Source organism: Sulfurimonas sp. HSL3-1, from assembly GCF_039645995.1.
Taxonomy (GTDB): Bacteria; Campylobacterota; Campylobacteria; order Campylobacterales; family Sulfurimonadaceae; genus Thiomicrolovo; species Thiomicrolovo diazotrophicus.
On the sequence record NZ_CP147920.1, the window covers coordinates 2,272,943 to 2,291,216 of the forward strand.

Consider the following 18,274-nt stretch of genomic DNA (forward strand, 5'->3'; position numbering starts at 1 on the left):
CTTTTATTACAGTCCGAGGCAGTCGGCGATGGAATAGAGGCCGCTGGGTTGCGTATGCAGCCACTTCGCCGCACGAATAGCACCTTTTGAGAAGGTGTTGCGGCTGGTGGCGGTGTGGTTCAGTTCGATAAACTCGCCGTCGTTGTAAAAACCGACGGTATGGCGCCCGACGATGTCGCCGCCGCGCAGCGCCATCACGGCGATCTCGTCACCGGTGCGTTCGCCGATATTGCCGTTACGGCCGCTGACGCGGACCTTGTCGAGGTCAAGTTCACGGCCCGCTGCCGCCGATTCGGCGAGTGTCAGCGCCGTGCCGCTGGGGGCATCTTTCTTGTGGCGGTGGTGCATCTCGACGATCTCGATGTCGAACCCGTCGAGGGTCTTGGAGGCGAGGTTGACGAGCTTGTTCAGCAGCGCCACGCCCAGGGACATGTTCGTCGCATACAGCACCGGCGCCACGCCGCTCAGCTCTTTGAGCAGGTTGAGCTGGTGGACATTCAGGCCCGTCGTCCCGCTGACCAGCGGTTTCGGGGTTTTTAGCAGGGTTTCGAGCAGCGGCTGGGCCGCTTCGGGCAGGGAAAAATCGATAATGATGTCCGACGCCGCGACAAAGGCCTCCACGTCATTGGTCACCAGTGTCCCCTCCGGCAGGGAAGCCTCCAGGCTGTTACGGACATAGACCGCGGAGAGCTTCAGCGTCTCCTCCGGGCCCAGATCCTCGATCAGCAGTTTGCCTACACGGCCGGTCGCCCCGTAAATTCCGACGTTTACCATTCTCATCCTCTAAGCGTTTTGTTTTTCATCGACGTACGTGATCACCTGAAGCGCCGCCGTCGCACCGTCGCCTGCGGCGCAAACGACCTGTTTCGGTGCCTCGATGCGCAGGTCGCCCGCGGCGAAAACGCCCGGCGTACTGGTACGCATACTGAGGTCCACGATGACCTGTCCCCAGTCGTTGACGTCGCAGAGCCAACTGCCGTCTTCCTGTTTCAGCACGGCGTTGTTGACGTTATGGCCGACGAAAACGAAGACGCCCGGGATCTCCAGATCGCGGGTCGTACCGTCGCGGAAAGCGACCCGCAGCCCGGTCACGCCCATCGCGTCCCCGTAGACCTCGTCGGGGACGGCATCAAGCACCTGCTCGATATTGGCGGTGTTGCTGACACGCTCGATCGTACTCGGTGCGGCCCGGAAACGGTCCCGGCGGTGCACCAGGTAGACCTTGGAGCAGATCTTGGAGAGATAGAGCGCCTCTTCGAGCGCCGTGTCTCCGCCGCCGATCACGGCGACCTCCTTGCCTTTGTAGAAGAAACCGTCACAGGTGGCGCAGGTGCTCACGCCGCGTCCGAAGAGGAGATCCTCGCCTTTGAAGCCTGCACGCTTCGGCGTCGAACCGGTACAGACGATGACGCTGAGCGCTTCGTCGATTTTGCCGTCTTCGCGCGTGATGCGGAAAGTCCCCTCCGGTGTCCGCGCAACGTTGGTCACTGCGACCATCTCATGCTTAAGTCCGAAACGCATGCACTGCTCCGGCCACGGCATCATCAGGTCCATACCGGAGATCTCGCCGGTGACCCCGGGATAGTTCTCAATCTCGCTGCTGCCCGTGATCTGGCCCCCGGGCATGCCCTGTTCATACATCACGACGTTTTTCAAGCCGCCGCGCGTCGCATAAAGCCCCGCCGTCAGTCCGGCCGGACCGCCTCCGATAATGGCACAATCGAGCATGGAAAACCCTTTATTCCCTTACGGTAATTAATGGAGAAATAATATCGCTAACATACTAAAGATGGACTTTGACACAGAAGCAGTGAGAAGTTTAAAGTTGGGGTGCAGGCGAGCGCCTGCAAAGTATTAGAGGTGTGCGTTGATTTTCTCTTCAAACGCCTGCTTGGAAGCAGCACCGATCATCTGATCAACGACTTCGCCGTTCTTGAAGATCATGACCGTCGGGATGGAGCGGATACCGAATTTTACGGCGATGTCCTGCTCTTCATCCGTGTTCACTTTCGCGATGGTCGCTTTGCCTTCGTAATCTTCAGCCAGCTCTTCGATTACCGGTGCGATCATGCGGCACGGTCCACACCACGGTGCCCAGAAGTCAACCAGTGTAACACCTTCTTTTACAGTGTCCTCAAATGTAGCAGCCGTCAGTTCAACATATTTTCCCATTTTGAATTCCTTTCATGAATATCGTGTCTTCATTATACCTGCAAAATTTATAAAGTAAACTTCGCATGATAATTTTTATTAAGAAGCTTTGTCTCCGATATTTTTTAAATCGGAGAAATATTATCCTATTTAAAATAAGTGTATTCTGAAACATCCCTACAAGGTGATATTTTCAAGCAATTCGCACTCCCCGCCGCTGACAATCACGGCGTCAAGCACGTAGTCAAGCTCCAGGCGGTGCTTTTTCATATAGCTTTCCGCCGTCATCAGGATCTTGCGTATTTTCGCCGGTGTGACGTTGTTCGCCGCCTGTTCAAAGGTCGGGGAACTTTTCACCTCGATGATGTGCAGCACCTCATCCCGCATGGCCAGGATATCGATCTCGCCGAAACGGCTGCTGACGTTCCTGTCGATGATCCTGAACCCGCGTACGCGCAAGAAATCGACGGCCTGCTGTTCGGCGACGTCCCCTGCAGCCCGGCTCATACCGCTTCGGCCCGGACCTTGATCGATTTGAACGCCGCCGTCAGGATCAGTTCGTCCCGCTTGTCCCCGAAAAGCGCATTGATGCGCGAGCCCGCATGGTGGAACGTTGCAAAGAGCGTGCCAGGCTGTACCTTGTCGGTGATCTTGACCCGCAGCGGGGCCGAAGAGCCGTATTCGGTATGCAAGACCGCCTTTTCCGTCGGGAAGGCCGCCGCATCCGTTTCGCTCACCAGCAGAATATCTTCGTCATAACGCTTGTTCAGGCGCTCGGAAGCCTTCGTCTGGGCGGCGTTGTTGTAATGGGCCAACGTTCGCCCCGTCGTCAGATAGTAGCCGTCTTCAACCCGTTTTTTCGCGATGAGCTCGGGGACCATGCCGCGGGGCGCGTACTGGTGGTAGTGGAACTGCCCCAGACCGTCGGGCGTCCGGAAGTCGAGCAGGTGCAGTACCGGGGTATCTTCGGTGTAGACCGGCCACTGGAGCCCCCGCTTTCGGTGGCGCTCTAGGCGCATGTAGGAGGCGCCGCTGAAGCGGCGGTGGGCGACTTCGCGTACCTCGTCCCACACCTCGGAACTCTCTTTGTAATCGTAGCTGCCGCCCATCTTGTTATCGAGCATCTGGATCACTTCCCAGTCATCAGGCAGGTCCGATTGCACCAGCGGCTGGGAGAGGTGCAGACGGCGCATCGCGTTGACGTAGACGCCTGTCTTCTCGTAGGCGGACTTGACCCCGACGACGATATCGGCGCGCTTGGCGACGTCGTTCATCATGATCTCCTGGACCATCAGCAGCTCCAGCTGCTCGAACGCCCTGTCGATCTTGTTGAGGTTGGGATGGATATGAGTGATATCCTCGCCCATGTTGAGCACCGCCTTGATCTTGCCCTCAAGCATCGCGTCGACGAGCTGCGGCGTCATGAGCCCCTCTTCCTTGGGCTTTTGGTAATCGGGGTCGTAGTAGGGCAGACACCCCATGTCGCAGGCGCCCTGGACGTTGTTCTGGCCGCGCAGCGGCATCAGCCCCGCCCCGGTCTGGCCGATGTTCCCCGTCAGCAGTGCGAGGTGGGTGATCGCCATGACCGCGTAGGAGCCGTCGAGGTGTTCGGTAATCCCCAGCCCCCAGAAGATCATCGACTTCTTCACGGCGTATTCGCGGGCGATGTTCGGGATCAGCTTGGCGAGGTGCTCGAAACCGCTGACCTGCTTGAAATAGTCCGGGTCCGTATAGGGGTCACCCAGAATCTTCTCTTTGTACTCCTCGAACCACTTCGTGCGTGTTCCGATGAATGCTTTGTTGTAGAGCTCCTCTTCGATGATGACCCGGGCCATCATGTTGAGAATGAGCAGGTTCGCCTCGTGGGGGATAATCGCCTTGTGCTTGGCGAACTTCATCAGCTTGATGTCACGCACGTCGATGACGGCGAGGTTGTGGTGCTTCTGCGCCGCCTCGACGATGCGGTTGGCGACGATGGGGTGCGCCTCGGTCGTATTCGAACCGATGACGACCATAAACTCCGTTTCGTAGATGTCGTTATAGGGGTTCGTCGCCGCCCCCTCGCCGATCGTCGTACGCATCCCCTTAAGACTGGGGCTGTGGCAGACGCGGGCACAGTTGTCGACATGGGGGGAGTTCATCGTATGGCGGGTGAACTTCTGGAAAAGGTAGGCGCTCTCGCAGCTGGTACGCGCCCCGCCGATCGCGCAGAAGCTCTTTTCGCCGTGTTTCGACTGGATCTCCCGCAGCTTCATCGCCGCCGCACTCACCGCGGTATCGACATCGCACTCGAACCAGGTCTCGTCGAAGTCGCGCAGTTTTCCGCCGAACGCCTCGGCAATCGCCGGGTTCTTCGCCAAGAAGCTTTTGCGGATCCGCGGAGTGCGGAGACGGTTGGCGTCACTGACAAAATCAAAACCGTATTTGCCCTTGATGCAGAGCTTGCCCTGCGAAACATAGCCGTCCGCCGAGGCGCCGATCTTGACGATCTGGTTGTCCTCGACATGCCCTTCGATATCACAGCCGACGCCGCAGTAGGTACAGACGCTGTCGATCACTTTGACCGAATTGCCCATGTTCAATCCTGGTAAGCACACGTCGCTGACGTGCACCTGAAATTTTTAAAAAAGTCTAGCGGTTGGGGGCTTAATCTGCTGTACCCTGACCTCATATGACATATTGTTTCAACATAGTATAATAAATCCAAAAAGAGAGATACATTAGATGAATAACAGTCTGCAGGAACGTCAAAAACTTCTGGAGATGGGGGCCTTCGCCTACGCCGTCGGTATCGCCAGCCTCGCCGTGGTCCATCTCCCCCTGATACGCTACGGCGCCCTGCCGCTTCTCGCCATTTCACTGCTGGGAATAGGGTACGCTATGCTCTTCATCGCACGGCAATCAAGCCGGCAGGCAACGCTCTTCCAGGGGATCGCCCTGGTCGCTCTGGTCGCCCTCAGCGGTATCCTCTACACCTTCGGAGCCGAATTCGCCCACTACAAGACACTGAAACTGCATCACGCCCTGACCGGGGCGGACAAGGCGTCCCATATCAAAACCGTCTGGATGCTTGTCACAGTGCACACCGCCGGCGCCCTGCTCTTCGTGGCGGCACTCTGGGCGCGTACCCGTTCATTCACGCGGACACTCATCCCGCTCTTTGCCATTGCCTGGCTGAGCCTCCCTGTCGTCTACCTGCTTATCCAGCTCTTTGAGCGTCTCCTGCCCCTGATGGAGCAGAGCAGTACCCTCTTCCTCTTTCTCGCCTGGCTCGCCCTCACCGCCGGCGTCGGCTACGGCAGCTACCTTATGACGGGCGGCAAAAAGCTCTATACCGGCCTGCTGGCGCTGCTGACCTTCGTACTGCCGCCCGTCGGCGCGGTTGCCTTCGTCCTTTTTCTATTCGTTCGGGGACTGATGCTGCTTAAAGAGTCGTAAAGCGCACAAAGAGTGACGAGGGGCCACTTCGTGTTGAAAGCGGCTGAAAAGCAGATGGTAAAGGTTTAGACGATCCGGATCATGACCGGCTTCGCCATGACGAAGGAGAGCCCTTCGATCTGGGAGAGGACCTCTTTCATATTGCCTTCGACCGCGCAGTGCGTCGAGAAGAGCAGGTTCGCATAGCCGCCGGAAGCGGGACGCTGCAGCATCGTCTCAATGGAGATCTCAAACTCGCCGAAGAGCTGGGTGATCTTGGCCAGGACACCCGGACGGTCCTCAACGCGGATACGCAGGTAATACTTGGTCTCGATCTCGTCGCTCGGGCGCAGTCTCAGCCCATGTTCCAGCGGAGTGTTGTAGCCGAGCATCGGCGAACGTTTTCCCCCGGCCCGGGCGATGTCGATGATATTGGCGACAACGGCGCTCGCCGTCGCGTCTCCGCCGGCACCCGGTCCGTAATAGAGGGTTTCACCGACGCGGTCGCCGATGACGCTGACGCCGTTCATCACGCCGTCGATCTTCGCGATCATCTGCTCCTTGCTGATCAGGGCCGCATGCACCCGCAGTTCGACGGCATCGCCGTCGCGCTTGGCGATGCCCAGCAGTTTAACCGCGTATCCGAACTCCTTGGCAAAAGCGATGTCCTCCTGGGTGACGGACTCGATCCCCTCGATCAGGATATCCTCGGGTTTGACATCGATCCCGTAGGCAATGGAGGCGAGGATCAGCAGCTTGTGCGCCGCATCGAAGCCGCCGATGTCGAAGGTCGGGTCCGCCTCGGCATAGCCGAGCTCCTGCGACTCTTTGAGGATGGCGTCAAAGGCGACACCCTCCTCCGTCATTTTCGTGAGCATGTAGTTGCAGGTACCGTTCATAATCCCCTTGATGCTCTCGATGTGATTCGCCGAAAGGCCGTCGCGCAGGGCGTTGATGATGGGGATACCGCCGGCAACGCTCGCTTCGTACTCGAAGGCAAGATCCCCGGCCAGCTCCTGGAGCTCATAGCGGTGGTACGCCAACAGGGCCTTGTTCGCCGTGACGACCGCCTTGCCGTTCTCCAACGCCTTTTTGACGACATCAAAGGGGCCTTCAACGCCCCCCATTAATTCCACGACGATATCGATCTCCGGGTCGTTGACGACCTCGTAGGGGTCACTGGTGAGCGCAATATCGATCCCGCGCTCTTTGTTCAGGGTACGGACGACACCCGTTTTGACGACAACTTCCGTCCCGGCCCGCGCCGTGATCATCTCCTTGTTGTCTTCGAGGATCTGAACCACCGCAGTGCCGACGGTCCCGACACCGATCACGCCGACTTTAAGCATCGGCCTTCTCCTCGAACTGCTTCAAGAACTGCTTGATGTTCTTTGCCGCCTGGCGGATGCGCTTGTCATTCTCGATCAGCGCGATACGGACATACCCTTCGCCGTATTCGCCGAAACCGATGCCCGGTGCGACCGCGACCTGCGCCTCGACCAGGAGGCGTTTGGCGAATTCGAGCGACCCCAGGTGCGCCGCGCAGTCGGGGATCTTCGCCCAGACGAACATGGAAGCGCGGTTGCGGCGGACCGGCCACCCCGCCCGGTTAAAGGCATCGATCAGCACATCCTGGCGGATGTCGTACTTATGGGTGATCTCGTCCACGCAGCTCTGATCGCCGTTCAATGCGACGGTCGCCGCGACCTGGATCGGGGTAAACATCCCGTAGTCCAGCCAGCTTTTGATCTTCTGCAGGGCGCCGATCAGTTTCTTGTTCCCGACAAAGAACCCGACGCGCCATCCCGCCATATTGTAACTCTTGGAGAGCGTGAACGACTCGACCGCCACGTCCTTGGCCCCTTCAACGCTCATGATGGAAGGGGTTTTGTAGCCGTCAAAAGTGATGTCGCCGTAGGCGATATCGGAAATGACGTAGAAGCGTTCGCGCTTCGCCATCGCGACAATGCGCTCGTAGAACGCCGGCGTCACCGTTGCCGTGGAGGGGTTGTGCGGGAAGTTGACAACCACGTATTTCGGTTTCGGGAAGGCATCTTTGAAGGCCGTCTCGAGGTGTTCGAAAAAGGCGTCTTCGTCCACGTTGTAATCCTCGTCGAAGATCAACGGCATCTTCTGCACGCTGCCGCCGGCAAGGATGAAGGCGTAGGAGTGGATCGGATAGGTCGGGTCCGGGACGACGGCGACGTCGCCGGGGTTGGTGATGGCATAAGCCAAGTGGGCGTACCCCTCTTTGGAGCCCATCGTGGCAACCGCTTCGGTCTCCGGATCGAGCTCGACGTCATAGCGGCGCTTGTACCAGTCGCAGATCGCCAGGCGGAGCTTATAGATCCCTTTGGACTGGGAATAACCCTGGGTTTTCGTCTTCATGACCGATTCGACCATCTTGTCGCGGATATGTTCCGGCGTGTCGCCGTCAGGATTGCCCATACTGAAATCGATGACATCCGCCCCGGCACGGCGTTCGGCCATTTTCAGGTCGTTCACTTCAGCAAAAACGTACTTCGGGAGACGGCGGATGCGGTCAAACTGGATTTCGTCAAACATTGTTTTTTTATCCTAAATGCGACTATTGCGCTTTCACACTCAGGCCTGCATTCATGTTCTTCCGGCTGTAAAGATCCGCAATCTTCACGTAGGCGCAGCCTCGGGGAAGGTTGATGGTGATCTGCCGGGTTCGCTTGTCCCTTTTGTAGAGCTTGAGCAGGCGCAAATCGTCGTCGTAAAATGCAATGTAAGGATACCAGTTATTTCCTGACAGGCTCCAAAGGGTGAGGCTGCCCGCTTTGGAAACATCCAGCCAGCGCGGGTAGACCAGCCGCTTCATCCGGATCTTCTTTCCCACTTCCAGCGGTGTCAGTTCCAAATGCGCGGCACTCATATCGATAAAATAGCGCCACTGCGTATCACTGTTGCGTTCGATATCGAGGATGCCGCACCCTCTGCGCGACAGCGCCTGCTGCAGGGCGGTCGGATCGGTAGCGTATTCGGACTGCATCTTGATACGCCAGCTGTAGCCGGCGTTGGTCAGCATCGCCGAATCCGTCAGGTAGTGGGTATACCCCATGCCCCGGAGCGTCTCGTTCATCAGCATCATAAAGAACTGCGGGCTTCCGTTCGTTTCGAAGGTCAGCTCCAGCGTTTTGGGCCGCTTGTAAAAGAGCGAAAGCAGGCCGTTTTCCTTGAGGGTATCCACGACTTTGACGACATCGATCCGATCCCCCTGCACAAAGCGGCTGCGGTCGGCGAAGATGATCTTGACAAAGGCCTCGTTCCGGCTGTACGTCTGCTCTCCGATCAGCGAGCTCACCTTCTCAAGCAGCGGTGTCTGTGCCCACGCCGACAGGGCGATGCCCAGCAGAAAAACGATCTTTTTTACCACACCTGTCCCTTGTTGCGCGCCCTGAATTCCGTTTCGTCAAGCTCGCGGCATACACCCTCGTTATACTCCAGCAGGACCCGCTCGCTTTGCTTAAAGTGCAGCTCTTTCCCTCCGCAGTCGAGGGAAAAGTATCCGTGGCCCGTCACGATCAGCCACGCTTTCGTTCCGTCAAGCCGAACGGGCTCTTCGGTCGTATAAACGCTTCGCTTATGGGTTTGTGCGTCAATGACGCCAAGCCATATCGATGTACTGATAGGCCGAAGAATCACGTCTTCATAGACGCTGCTTTCAACCGGGAGCGCCTCCGCCGCTGCCACTGAAGCATTCTCCTCCGCAACGGTGGCATTCGGCTCCGCCGCGATGTTCTGGTGCGCCTCCTGGATCGCATCGGCTTCGGCGAGCGTACTCGGCGCCGTTGTCGTATTCATGGCGGCCATAGTCGCCCGCGCCTGATCAATCGCCGTATTGTTCAGTTCGAACTTTTCCGTTTTCCCGCCGGTGCCGAGAACAAGATAGGTCACGACGATCACGGCCAGCAGTGCCGCGACCAGTGCCGCGACCGTCAGACGATGACGTTTTTTGGACTTGGCCACGTTGGCAAAAGGGTCCTCTTCAGATGCCGCTAGAGGCTCCAATGGGGCTGGGCCGGAAGCGGCGAACTGCTGCCGCCACTCGGTCAGGTCAACATCAAACTCCCGTTCGATGATTGTGACGAACCCGTTAAACTGAATGGCCGAAAAAGCGTCGAAATCCCCCTCCAACAGCTTTTGCATATTGTCGGTCGAAATGTGGGTCCGCATGCTGAGATCGGCAATCCCGATCTGTTTTAGCGTTTCGATCACCGATACCGTATTCATGCCGTACGCATCCTCTCCATTAAAATTGCACCCGCCGCGCTGACGTTGAGCGAATCGAACCCGTGCGCCATGGCGATGCGCACCCCCTGGTCCAGCCGGCGGACGGCCCGGGCCGGGATACCCTCGCCCTCGTTGCCAAGCAGCAGCGCCCTTTTGCCCTCAAAGGCAAGGGTACGCACGTCTTCGCCCTCCATAACGGCGCCGTAAAGACGGTGCCCTCTGTTCTTGAGTTCGGTCAAAGCATCATACAGGTTCGTGGTCACGTTAAAGGGGAGGTCGAAAAGCGCGCCGGTCGAACTGCGCACGACCGGTTCCAGGGCGAGGGATTTGATCCCGGTGACGACGAGGCCGTCCGCACCGAGGGCATAGGCACTGCGGGCGATGGCACCGATGTTGCCGACATCGGTGATCCCGCAGAGCACGACAACGAACTCCTTTCCCGCCAGCGTGTTCAATGGCGTCGGCTCCAATGCAGCCGTTTCCGCCAGGAAGCCCTGATGGTTGCCGCTGCGGCTCATCTTTTGCGCCGCATCCGGGGGGATGCGCTTCACCGCAAACCCCATACGCATCAGACGGTTATACTCTTTCGCCTCCAGCTCTTTGGCGAGATAAAGCGTCTCGATCTTCTCGGGGTGCCGGGAGATCAGATAGTAAACCGGTTGCTTTCCATATATCAACATGCATGGATTGTAACCAATTTTCTGTTAGAAATGGATTGTTATCTGCGCAGAAATTAGCTTCGGGAAAGTGTGTGTTATTTACCGGTATCCAGTAACCTTTGATAACAGCTTTTGGGAGTTTCACCCGTCAGTTTCGCGATCAGCTTCGCCGCTGCTTTCTTCGGAAGGTCAAGAGCAAGAATCTCTTTTTCCGTAAAGGTCGCGTCACGGAGTTCCCCCGCCTCGATCACGACGACCCACTCCCCTTTGTAGTGACCGCCAAGGGTTTCGAGGAGTTCCGCCGCCGTCCCGTGCAGGTAGCGCTGATGCATTTTCGTCAACTCTTTGGCGGCAAAAATCCGGCGCGACGGCTCAGTGTCGGCGATTTCGTTCAAAAGCTTTTCCAAACGGTGCGGGGATTCGTACAGGACCGTCGTATAGCCGTTGTAGAGCGCCCGCGCGAGCGCCCCGGACCTGTCGCTGCCTTTGTGGGGGAGAAAGCCGAAAAAGAGCATCTGCGTTTCGGCAAAACCGCTGGCGGCGAATGCCGTCAAGACGGCATTGGCCCCCGGGAGCACGTCATAGGCGATGCCGTGGTCAATGCAGTAGCGCACCAGCATCTGCCCCGGGTCGCTCACCCCCGGCATCCCCGCATCGCTGGCATACACAACGTTCTGTTCAAAAAACGACGGGTCGGTTTTCTCAAGAAAACGGTGCTCGCTGTGGGAGTGGACGGATATGAACGACTGTTCTTTTCCTGCCTCCTTGCCGTAACGCTCTTTGAGCAGGTGCAGCAGCTTCTTCGTGACACGGGTATCTTCGCAGAGCAAGACGTCCGCAGTGACCAGCGCATCCATCGCACGCAGTGAAATGTCAGCAATATTTCCGATCGGTGTGGGAACAAGGGTAAGCATATTCAAGGACCTTTATCAGGTAAACAAAAGAGGGAAAAGCGCCCGAAGGAAGTTCCCTCCGGGGTACGGGGCCTGCTGTGCCAGCGGACCCGCTGACGTTGCAAGGCGTTGACGCCTGCAACGTTTTATTTCATATTGTAACGCTGCTTGAACTTCTCGATACGTCCGGCAGTGTCTACCTGGCGCTCGGAACCGGTGAAGAACGGGTGGCACTCGTTACAGATGTCGATACGCATCGCATCTTTCGTGCTTTTTGTCTCAAATGTGTTGCCGCAGGCGCAAGTGACCGTGCAAGCCATGTATTCCGGGTGAATCCCTTTTTTCATCTTAAAGCCTTTTGATACACGCTCTGTACGTATATCGGTATATTTTTTAAATCCGTACGGGTGCGGATTTTAAGACCGCAATTATACCGAATAAAGCCGGACGCTTCAAGTCCCGCTCCATACGCGCGCCCTTATAATTGTAAAATATGTATTTTTTAGTTAAAAAATAGTTTTATCAGGTATTATTGTGATAGATATCACTCCATAGAGGTAACCACGTGAAATTTGTCGCCTTTGCATTGATGTTCCTCCTCTCCGTTATCCTGACAGGATGTTTTACCAAACCCGTCCCGCGTGAGAAACTCGTGAAGCAGACGCGTCTTGCCGTTATCCCCCTTTTTGAGGAAACGCTTGTGTCCGAGTATTTCGGGGTAACGGTTTTCGAGAACACCTCCTTTGAATATGACATTTCATCCTGGGACCTCTATGACCTCGTCTATAAGAACGTCGCAAAGAAAATCGATCTGTACTCCCCGATGACGGTCGTTGACCTGCATCTCTCCAAGGGCAAGATATTGGACATGGCAAAGCGCAAATCGATCGTGGCCGAAAAAGGGTACTTCATCAACGCCGATATGCTCATGGAGAAGATTCAAAAGACCCTGTTGCAGAAGAAGATTGATTACGTGCTGATCATCAAAGGCTGGATGAACCCAAATTTCAGAGTCAGACAGATTCTACGATTTAAAGAGAATGATCTGTTCCTGCTCGACGGGCTTAACTTCGGGCTCTATGACACCAAAACACTGGAAGCGGTCAGAATCACCGATAACAACCAGGACCCCGATGCCATTTCAGGCTGTGTCAAATATTCGGAGGTCGCTTCTTCACCCTTGTGGCGGGACAAAAATCTTCCGCTGAGCTCCGGTGAACTCGGGCAGGTTCAGACAATATTGCGGGACTTTTTAACACAACTGATACCGGTTATGCTGACCAAAATGCATCTGCTTCAGGGAAGCGGCTACAATGAACTGCCGCAAAAGTACAACTATATGGGGGCCTGTTACATCTAGGGGGTTCCCCCCTTAAAGCAGGACCTTGGCCGCCACGGCGACGGCGGCGCTCTCCGAACGGAGGATGAACGGCGTATCAAAACGGAGTGTCCGGCATGACGCCAGCAGGGCCCGTTCCGCCTCGCTGAAGCCCCCTTCGCAGCCGATCAGCACCGTATCAATGCCCGCCGTATCCACCAGTCGCTCTTCGGTGAAATCCATGACGGCCGTCTGGGGGTTCGCCGCTATGAAACTTTCGAGCGAATCCGTCGTCTCCAGCGCCATCCACTCGCTGCGTCCGCACTGCTGCATGGAAGCCTCAAGGATGCGGTTTAAGCGCTCGAAATCGGGCCGGAACTGCCGCTGGCTGCGGTCGCAGGCGATAAAGGTAATCTTCCCCACCCCCATCTCGTTGAGCTGCGGCAACACCTTCTCGACGGATTTCGGGTCGATAGTACACCATCCGATATGCAGCGGACGCGCCGCCGCAATCACACGGGACGCTTTCGATACCAGCAGCAGCTCCGCCCGCCGGCCGTCGCTCTGTTCGAGACGGTAGGTGTACAGCGTCCCGCTCTTTTCGGGGTGGCGCAGAGCAACGCTGTCGCCGATGCCGTGGCGTCTGACTTTGACAATGTATTTGTAGGCCTCCCCCTTGAGGGTGAGCTGCCTCGCCCCCGCCTCGTCGTGGAAGAGGAATCTCACAGAAGGGACATCCAGAGCGTCATCAGCATCGTCAGGACGAACTCCGCCCCCAGCAGCTTCAGGGCGAATGGCCGGTAGAGTAAGAGCGCCTCGGGCAGTTTCGTCCGCAGCCGCCGGACGGTTTTGTAACGACGTGCTTCGAGCACGATCAGAACGACGGTGATCATGATCATCGCGATGTTCTCGAGGCTGAAAGCCAGATGCTTCGCCGCCATCATGACGACACCGGTGAACGCCATCGCCGCGATCGCCATCACCGAAAAAGGCATGACGATCCGTGCACGCCGGACGTAATCAGGGGCCTGCACCGCGAACTGGAGCATGGCGGCGTTGAAGACGATTATGCCGAGCCACACCAGGACAAACCCGAAATGAAGCTGCAGACTCATGCTGTACATTGTTTCCATAATCCGGATTTTACCCCACTTTATCTATAATCGAACCAAAAAAGAGTCTATCCATGCCCGTTACCGTCGAAGAAGCCCTCGCGCGCATTCACGCCCACCGTCCGAAGCTGCGCCGCGAATTCATTCCCATCGAGGAGGCCATCGGTCGGGTGCTGGCCCAGGACGTCACGGCCCGCTACAACCTTCCACCCTTCGACAACTCCGCCATGGACGGGTACGCCGTTATCTGCTCCGATGCGGGCAAACGCGTGCTCGCCGAGCATACGATCTTTGCGGGAGACCGGGAACAGATCCGTATCGCGGAGGGCCAGGCCGCACGGATTATGACCGGGGCGCGTATTCCCGAAGGAACCGAGTGCATCGTCCCCATCGAGGAGGTCACCGTCGAAGGCGAACACGTCACCCTCCCCTCGCCTTTGAGAGCGGGCCAGCACATCCGGCTCTGCGGCGAGGATATCCAGACCGACGACACACTGCTAACAACGGGCGATACCCTCTCGGCCTACCACATCACCCTGCTTGCATCCCAGGGGATCACCCACGTCTGCGTCTACCACCGTCCGAGGGTCGCCATTTTCGCCTCGGGGAGTGAATTGAAGATGCATCACGAGCAGGTCGCCCCCTACCAGCTCTACAACACCAACTCCCCGACCTTTGCGGCCCGGGCGGCGGAGCTGGAGTGCGACGTCCATTTCGTCGGGACGGCGGCCGATACGCTCGACGCCCTGCTCGAACATATCGACAGTGCTTTGCAGAGTGACCTCATCATTACCAGCGGCGGCGTCAGTGTCGGGGACGCGGACTACACCAAGGAGGCGTTCACCCACTTCAGCTTCATACCGCTTTTTGAAAAGGTCGACCTCAAGCCGGGGAAACCGACGACGGTCGGCACCATCGGCGACACGCTGGTGCTCAACCTGCCGGGTAACCCGATGGCGGCCGCACTCTGTTTTGAACTGTTCGGACAGGCCCTGATCGCCTCGCTCAGCGGGACAAACGCCCCCTTCCACAACAGCATCACGGCCAGGATGAAACACGCCTACAACGTCCGCCCGGGCCGCCGGACGCTGCTGCCGGGCTATTATGACGGAAACCACTTCACCGTCTGCGAGAAGTTCGCACCGGGGATGATCACGCCCCTGGCCCTCTCGAACGGCTTTATCATGCTTGACGAAGCCTGCAGTGCCGTCGCCCAAGAGGCCGAGGTACGCTTTATCCCGACACGCTTCGTCTGGCGGAGCGGCAGCGCCGTCTCCCTGGTGAGTACGTCGGAGGCGTAATCACTTCAGCCCTCCCGCGTCTCCTCCCGCTTCGTCTTTTTCAAAACCGCCGACAGGTAAAGCGCCCCCACGACGCCCGAAACCAGCGACCCCATCAAAATCCCGATCCGCTCGTCGACCAGCGAAAAGCAGACCCCTTCGCTGCATTCGAACGCCAGCGAACCGATAAAAAGACTCATCGTGAAACCGATCCCGCCGAGAATGGCGACTCCGAAAAGCTGTGCGTTCGTCACCCCCTCGGGGAGTTTACCAAGCCGCAGCGCCACGGCCAGACGGCTGAAGAGAAAGATGCCGATGCTTTTGCCGAAAAAGAGCCCCGCCGCAATACCGACGGTGACGGAGTGCGCAAAGTCGCTTGCGGAAACGCTGCCGAAACTGACCCCCGTGTTGACGAACGCGAAAAGGGGAAGGATGATGTAATTGACCGGCGCATGCAGGGAGTGCTCCAGATCGTGGAAACTCTCCCGGTTGCCGCGCAGGGGGATCAGCAGCCCCAGCACGACCCCCGCAATGGTGGCATGCACCCCTGATTTCAGCACGGCGGCCCACATGATCAGCCCGATCAGAATGTAAAACGTATTGTTCGTCACACCGCGGAGGTTCATAAACAGCAGGATCAGCGCCATCGTCATCGCGGTGCCGAGTGCGGCCAGGGAGAGTCCGTGCCCGTAAAAGAGCGCGATCACGATGATAGCCCCAAGGTCGTCGATAATCGCCAGGGCCAGCAAAAAGACCTTCAGTGCCGGCGGTACCCGGCTGCCCAGCAGCGACAAGATCCCCAGGGCAAACGCGATGTCCGTCGCCATCGGAATCGCCCACCCCTTCATCGCCCCTTCATCGCCGGCATTCAACATGCCGTAGATCAGGGCTGGGACAAGCATCCCGCCGAGGGCGGCGAAGGCCGGCAGCGCGACCTTGGAGCGTTCCTGTAGACTCCCCTCCAGCACCTCGCGTTTGATCTCGAGTCCCACCATGAAAAAGAAGACCGCCATCAGACCGTCGTTGATCCAGAGCAGCAGCGGCTTGGCGATCGCGAATTCGTCGAAACTGATCACGACGGGGATACTGAGAAAATAGCTGTAAAAACTGTGCAGCGGGGAGTTGGCCATCGCCAGCGCCATCACCGTCGAAACGATCAGCAGCACGCCGATCGCGGATTCGCGCTTCAAAAACTGAAGCAGTGTCTCATTTCGCATCATGCTCCTTTTGCGGCAGTTCGAGTATAAAGCAAGCTCCGGCACCGCGGTTCTGGACGCTGACGCCCCCGTTCATGCTCTTCTCCATAATCGTCTTGACCATGTAGAGCCCTATCCCCGTTCCCTGGGACTTGAACTTTGTCGTGAAGTAGGGATCGAAGACGCGGTCGATGATATCATCTGCCACCCCGCCCCCGTTGTCGCAGACAGCCACCATGATCATCGTCCCGCCCGTCTGTACGCGGATGGTGACCTGCGGCTTTTTCGTCCCGTGTTCGAGCATAGCGTCTTTCGCATTGTTCAGAAGATTGAGCATCACCTGGGAGAATTCATTCTCATGCCCCAGTGCCCCCGGCCGTCCGTCGCATTTGAGATCGATGCCGATATTGTAGCGGTTCAATGTCGGTCTGAAGAGCTCCAGCACCTTTTCGATGGCACCGCAGATGCAGAAATTTTCCCGCGCCCGGTTCGGCATGAAGAAGTTGCGGAAATCGTCAATCGTATGCGTCATATACTCCATCAGCGTCTCGGACTGCTCCTGGTAGGTCTGCATCTTCTTCTCGCTGAGGTTCCCCAACTGGTATTCAAAGAAGATATTGCTCTGGATCAGGGAGAGCTGGTTGAGGGGCTGCCGCCACTGGTGGGCGATATTCTCGATCATCTCCCCCATAGCCGCCTGCCGCGACTGCAGGATCATGATCCGGTCCTTCTCGCGGAGTTCATCGACCTTGAGGGCGATCTTCGCCTGGAGCTGTTCGTTGAACTCCCGCAGTTTCGCCAGGTGCTCATGTTTCATCATATTGATGCGATCCGCCAGGGCGAAGGAGAGCAGGATCATCTGGATCAGCGAACCGGCCTGCTGCGTATAGAGCATCACCGGGTGCGTCGGCACCACGCCGAGCTGGTTCAGCGCGACGAGGATGGTCGCCAGCAGAAACACGATCCAGCCGGCGAGGTAGTAGCGGGCGGCGTGGTAGTTGGGAAGTACTTTAATCCCGGCGTAGATCAACACCCAGGGAATGATCGCGCTCCACACCGCCGCCGCCGTAACCGCCGTGTGGTAATCGAGCAGCAAGACGGAGAGCACCCCCAGGAAGGAGAGGAACTCCGCAAACGCGATAATGCGTTCCGCCTGCGGGGCATAACGTTTCAGCACCAGGAAGTAGCGGGCGAAGCGGAACCCGAACATCGCCGAGAAAAAGATGAAAAATGCCAGGCCGCTGTTCGCCATCCAGACATTGCCCGGCCAGAGCCACTCCGGCCCCAATCCGTCGAAATTGAGCTGGAAGAGCATGTAACTGGCCAAAAAGGCGAGATAGTTAAAATAGTGGATCTCGCGGACGAAGATGTACAGCACCATGTTGTAGACAAGCAGCAGCAGCATGACCCCGTAAAAGAGCCCGAAAAGCAGGTTGGAAAAGGACTCGTCCCGATACGCTCCCGAAAGCTGCTCAACCGTCAGGGGAATCTGCAGGGCCCCCTGTGTCTTGACCTGAAGAAGGTAGGAGGTCGTTCCCTCCGTTAGGGGCAGTTTTTCCCAGAACAAACGGCTGGCATAGGCGCGCGGCGCATTGACCGTATCGCCGTCTCGGCTCAGCCGCGTCAAGCCGTCCGCATCAATGCGGTAGAGGGTATATTCGTCAATGTGGGAGTTCCCGATGCTGAGGATCCACTCGGTTTGGTCCTCCACGGGACGGGTGAGCGCGAACTGTATCCAGATGGGCTTCTCGACGAAACCGAAGTTGTAGATGGCGTTCCCTGCCGGTTTGAACCGCGCCGTCTGCTTCAGGATCGTTTCGGGCGAAAACGACGTGTTGGTTTCGATCAGGTACGTGCTGTGGGGAACAATATTGATCGCGCCGCGCTGCGAGGCATCCAATACGATACCGCCTGCAACGGCATGCAACGACAGCAGCAATGCGATGAAGATTGTACGGAGCATGCGTCCCTTCCCACGTGATAATAGGGGT

General features: G+C 57.6%; 19 protein-coding genes. 3 read left to right on the forward strand and 16 right to left on the reverse strand.

Features of this window, described 5'->3' with window-relative positions; translation table 11 throughout:
- Positions 1-6 precede the first annotated feature (6 nt).
- The 5 genes from dapB to WCY31_RS11585 all read right to left on the reverse strand — a co-directional run bounded on the left by dapB (position 7) and on the right by WCY31_RS11585 (position 4,727).
- Positions 7-774 carry a 4-hydroxy-tetrahydrodipicolinate reductase gene (dapB, locus tag WCY31_RS11565; RefSeq protein WP_345972496.1) on the reverse strand — a complete coding sequence of 256 codons (768 nt, stop codon included), beginning with the start codon at positions 772-774 and terminating at the stop codon, positions 7-9.
- A gap of 9 nt (positions 775-783) precedes the next feature.
- Positions 784-1,728: an NAD(P)/FAD-dependent oxidoreductase gene (locus WCY31_RS11570; protein ID WP_345972497.1), complete on the reverse strand. Its 945-nt coding sequence runs from the start codon at positions 1,726-1,728 to the stop codon at positions 784-786.
- A 126-nt stretch (positions 1,729-1,854) separates the two neighbouring features.
- Entirely contained in the window at positions 1,855-2,172 is a 318-nt protein-coding gene (gene trxA, locus WCY31_RS11575; RefSeq protein WP_345969946.1) for a thioredoxin, read from the reverse strand.
- Between the two features lie 156 nt (positions 2,173-2,328).
- Positions 2,329-2,658, reverse strand: a complete 330-nt coding sequence (locus WCY31_RS11580) for a YraN family protein (RefSeq protein ID WP_345972499.1) — start codon at positions 2,656-2,658, stop codon at positions 2,329-2,331.
- Complete coding sequence (locus WCY31_RS11585; RefSeq protein ID WP_345972500.1) at positions 2,655-4,727, reverse strand: molybdopterin oxidoreductase family protein; 2,073 nt, start codon at positions 4,725-4,727, stop codon at positions 2,655-2,657. Before WCY31_RS11585 ends, WCY31_RS11580 begins: the two co-directional genes overlap by 4 nt.
- Positions 4,728-4,875: 148 nt before the next feature.
- On the opposite strand from WCY31_RS11585, the gene WCY31_RS11590 reads away from it, so the two are divergent.
- Positions 4,876-5,589 carry a hypothetical protein gene (locus WCY31_RS11590; protein ID WP_345969949.1) on the forward strand — a complete coding sequence of 238 codons (714 nt, stop codon included), beginning with the start codon at positions 4,876-4,878 and terminating at the stop codon, positions 5,587-5,589.
- Positions 5,590-5,654: 65 nt separating this feature from the next.
- Here WCY31_RS11590 and WCY31_RS11595 read toward each other — a convergent pair whose 3' ends face one another.
- The 7 genes from WCY31_RS11595 to rpmE form a co-directional block, all read right to left on the reverse strand.
- On the reverse strand, positions 5,655-6,917 hold the full coding sequence (locus WCY31_RS11595) for a homoserine dehydrogenase (protein WP_345972502.1): 1,263 nt from the start codon (positions 6,915-6,917) through the stop codon (positions 5,655-5,657).
- Positions 6,910-8,133: an LL-diaminopimelate aminotransferase gene (locus WCY31_RS11600; protein ID WP_345969951.1), complete on the reverse strand. Its 1,224-nt coding sequence runs from the start codon at positions 8,131-8,133 to the stop codon at positions 6,910-6,912. The genes WCY31_RS11595 and WCY31_RS11600 overlap by 8 nt, the downstream gene beginning before the upstream one ends.
- A gap of 22 nt (positions 8,134-8,155) precedes the next feature.
- Positions 8,156-8,968: a hypothetical protein gene (locus WCY31_RS11605; protein WP_345969952.1), complete on the reverse strand. Its 813-nt coding sequence runs from the start codon at positions 8,966-8,968 to the stop codon at positions 8,156-8,158.
- On the reverse strand, positions 8,962-9,825 hold the full coding sequence (locus WCY31_RS11610; protein WP_345972503.1) for a hypothetical protein: 864 nt from the start codon (positions 9,823-9,825) through the stop codon (positions 8,962-8,964). Before WCY31_RS11610 ends, WCY31_RS11605 begins: the two co-directional genes overlap by 7 nt.
- The gene (locus WCY31_RS11615; RefSeq protein WP_345969954.1) at positions 9,822-10,505 is read right to left on the reverse strand and encodes an RNA methyltransferase; all 684 of its coding nucleotides are present in this window, start codon (positions 10,503-10,505) and stop codon (positions 9,822-9,824) included. Before WCY31_RS11615 ends, WCY31_RS11610 begins: the two co-directional genes overlap by 4 nt.
- Positions 10,506-10,579: 74 nt before the next feature.
- Positions 10,580-11,398 (reverse strand): 16S rRNA (cytidine(1402)-2'-O)-methyltransferase, encoded by an 819-nt coding sequence (gene rsmI / locus WCY31_RS11620; RefSeq protein WP_345969955.1) that lies wholly within the window; start codon positions 11,396-11,398, stop codon positions 10,580-10,582.
- A gap of 125 nt (positions 11,399-11,523) precedes the next feature.
- Positions 11,524-11,724, reverse strand: coding sequence for a 50S ribosomal protein L31 (gene rpmE / locus WCY31_RS11625; RefSeq protein ID WP_231019284.1), 201 nt, complete (start codon positions 11,722-11,724; stop codon positions 11,524-11,526).
- Between the two features lie 218 nt (positions 11,725-11,942).
- Here rpmE and WCY31_RS11630 point away from each other — a divergent pair, with 218 nt between their 5' ends.
- Positions 11,943-12,737, forward strand: coding sequence for a hypothetical protein (locus WCY31_RS11630; protein ID WP_345969956.1), 795 nt, complete (start codon positions 11,943-11,945; stop codon positions 12,735-12,737).
- Between the two features lie 12 nt (positions 12,738-12,749).
- Here WCY31_RS11630 and WCY31_RS11635 read toward each other — a convergent pair whose 3' ends face one another.
- Positions 12,750-13,421, reverse strand: a complete 672-nt coding sequence (locus tag WCY31_RS11635; protein ID WP_345972505.1) for a 16S rRNA (uracil(1498)-N(3))-methyltransferase — start codon at positions 13,419-13,421, stop codon at positions 12,750-12,752.
- Positions 13,418-13,828 (reverse strand): hypothetical protein, encoded by a 411-nt coding sequence (locus WCY31_RS11640; RefSeq protein WP_345969958.1) that lies wholly within the window; start codon positions 13,826-13,828, stop codon positions 13,418-13,420. The genes WCY31_RS11635 and WCY31_RS11640 overlap by 4 nt, the downstream gene beginning before the upstream one ends.
- A gap of 53 nt (positions 13,829-13,881) precedes the next feature.
- Here WCY31_RS11640 and WCY31_RS11645 point away from each other — a divergent pair, with 53 nt between their 5' ends.
- A complete protein-coding gene (locus WCY31_RS11645; RefSeq protein WP_345972506.1) occupies positions 13,882-15,108 on the forward strand; it encodes a molybdopterin-binding protein in 1,227 nt (408 codons plus the stop codon).
- 5 nt (positions 15,109-15,113) lie between these two features.
- On the opposite strand, the gene nhaA is transcribed toward WCY31_RS11645, so the two are convergent.
- Positions 15,114-16,307 carry a Na+/H+ antiporter NhaA gene (nhaA, locus tag WCY31_RS11650; RefSeq protein ID WP_345972508.1) on the reverse strand — a complete coding sequence of 398 codons (1,194 nt, stop codon included), beginning with the start codon at positions 16,305-16,307 and terminating at the stop codon, positions 15,114-15,116.
- The gene (locus WCY31_RS11655) at positions 16,294-18,246 is read right to left on the reverse strand and encodes a sensor histidine kinase (protein WP_345969961.1); all 1,953 of its coding nucleotides are present in this window, start codon (positions 18,244-18,246) and stop codon (positions 16,294-16,296) included. The genes nhaA and WCY31_RS11655 overlap by 14 nt, the downstream gene beginning before the upstream one ends.
- Positions 18,247-18,274 lie beyond the last annotated feature (28 nt).

Bases quoted from the DNA above. Each gene is read 5' to 3' on its own strand.
- dapB (WP_345972496.1), bottom strand. From the start codon at position 774: ATGGTAAACGTCGGAATTTACGGGGCGACCGGCCGTGTAGGCAAACTG.
- WCY31_RS11570 (WP_345972497.1), bottom strand. From the start codon at position 1,728: ATGCTCGATTGTGCCATTATCGGAGGCGGTCCGGCCGGACTGACGGCG.
- trxA (WP_345969946.1), bottom strand. From the start codon at position 2,172: ATGGGAAAATATGTTGAACTGACGGCTGCTACATTTGAGGACACTGTA.
- WCY31_RS11580 (WP_345972499.1), bottom strand. From the start codon at position 2,658: ATGAGCCGGGCTGCAGGGGACGTCGCCGAACAGCAGGCCGTCGATTTC.
- WCY31_RS11585 (WP_345972500.1), bottom strand. From the start codon at position 4,727: ATGGGCAATTCGGTCAAAGTGATCGACAGCGTCTGTACCTACTGCGGC.
- WCY31_RS11590 (WP_345969949.1), top strand. From the start codon at position 4,876: ATGAATAACAGTCTGCAGGAACGTCAAAAACTTCTGGAGATGGGGGCC.
- WCY31_RS11595 (WP_345972502.1), bottom strand. From the start codon at position 6,917: ATGCTTAAAGTCGGCGTGATCGGTGTCGGGACCGTCGGCACTGCGGTG.
- WCY31_RS11600 (WP_345969951.1), bottom strand. From the start codon at position 8,133: ATGTTTGACGAAATCCAGTTTGACCGCATCCGCCGTCTCCCGAAGTAC.
- WCY31_RS11610 (WP_345972503.1), bottom strand. From the start codon at position 9,825: ATGAATACGGTATCGGTGATCGAAACGCTAAAACAGATCGGGATTGCC.
- WCY31_RS11615 (WP_345969954.1), bottom strand. From the start codon at position 10,505: ATGTTGATATATGGAAAGCAACCGGTTTACTATCTGATCTCCCGGCAC.
- rsmI (WP_345969955.1), bottom strand. From the start codon at position 11,398: ATGCTTACCCTTGTTCCCACACCGATCGGAAATATTGCTGACATTTCA.
- rpmE (WP_231019284.1), bottom strand. From the start codon at position 11,724: ATGAAAAAAGGGATTCACCCGGAATACATGGCTTGCACGGTCACTTGC.
- WCY31_RS11640 (WP_345969958.1), bottom strand. From the start codon at position 13,828: ATGGAAACAATGTACAGCATGAGTCTGCAGCTTCATTTCGGGTTTGTC.
- WCY31_RS11645 (WP_345972506.1), top strand. From the start codon at position 13,882: ATGCCCGTTACCGTCGAAGAAGCCCTCGCGCGCATTCACGCCCACCGT.
- nhaA (WP_345972508.1), bottom strand. From the start codon at position 16,307: ATGATGCGAAATGAGACACTGCTTCAGTTTTTGAAGCGCGAATCCGCG.
- WCY31_RS11655 (WP_345969961.1), bottom strand. From the start codon at position 18,246: ATGCTCCGTACAATCTTCATCGCATTGCTGCTGTCGTTGCATGCCGTT.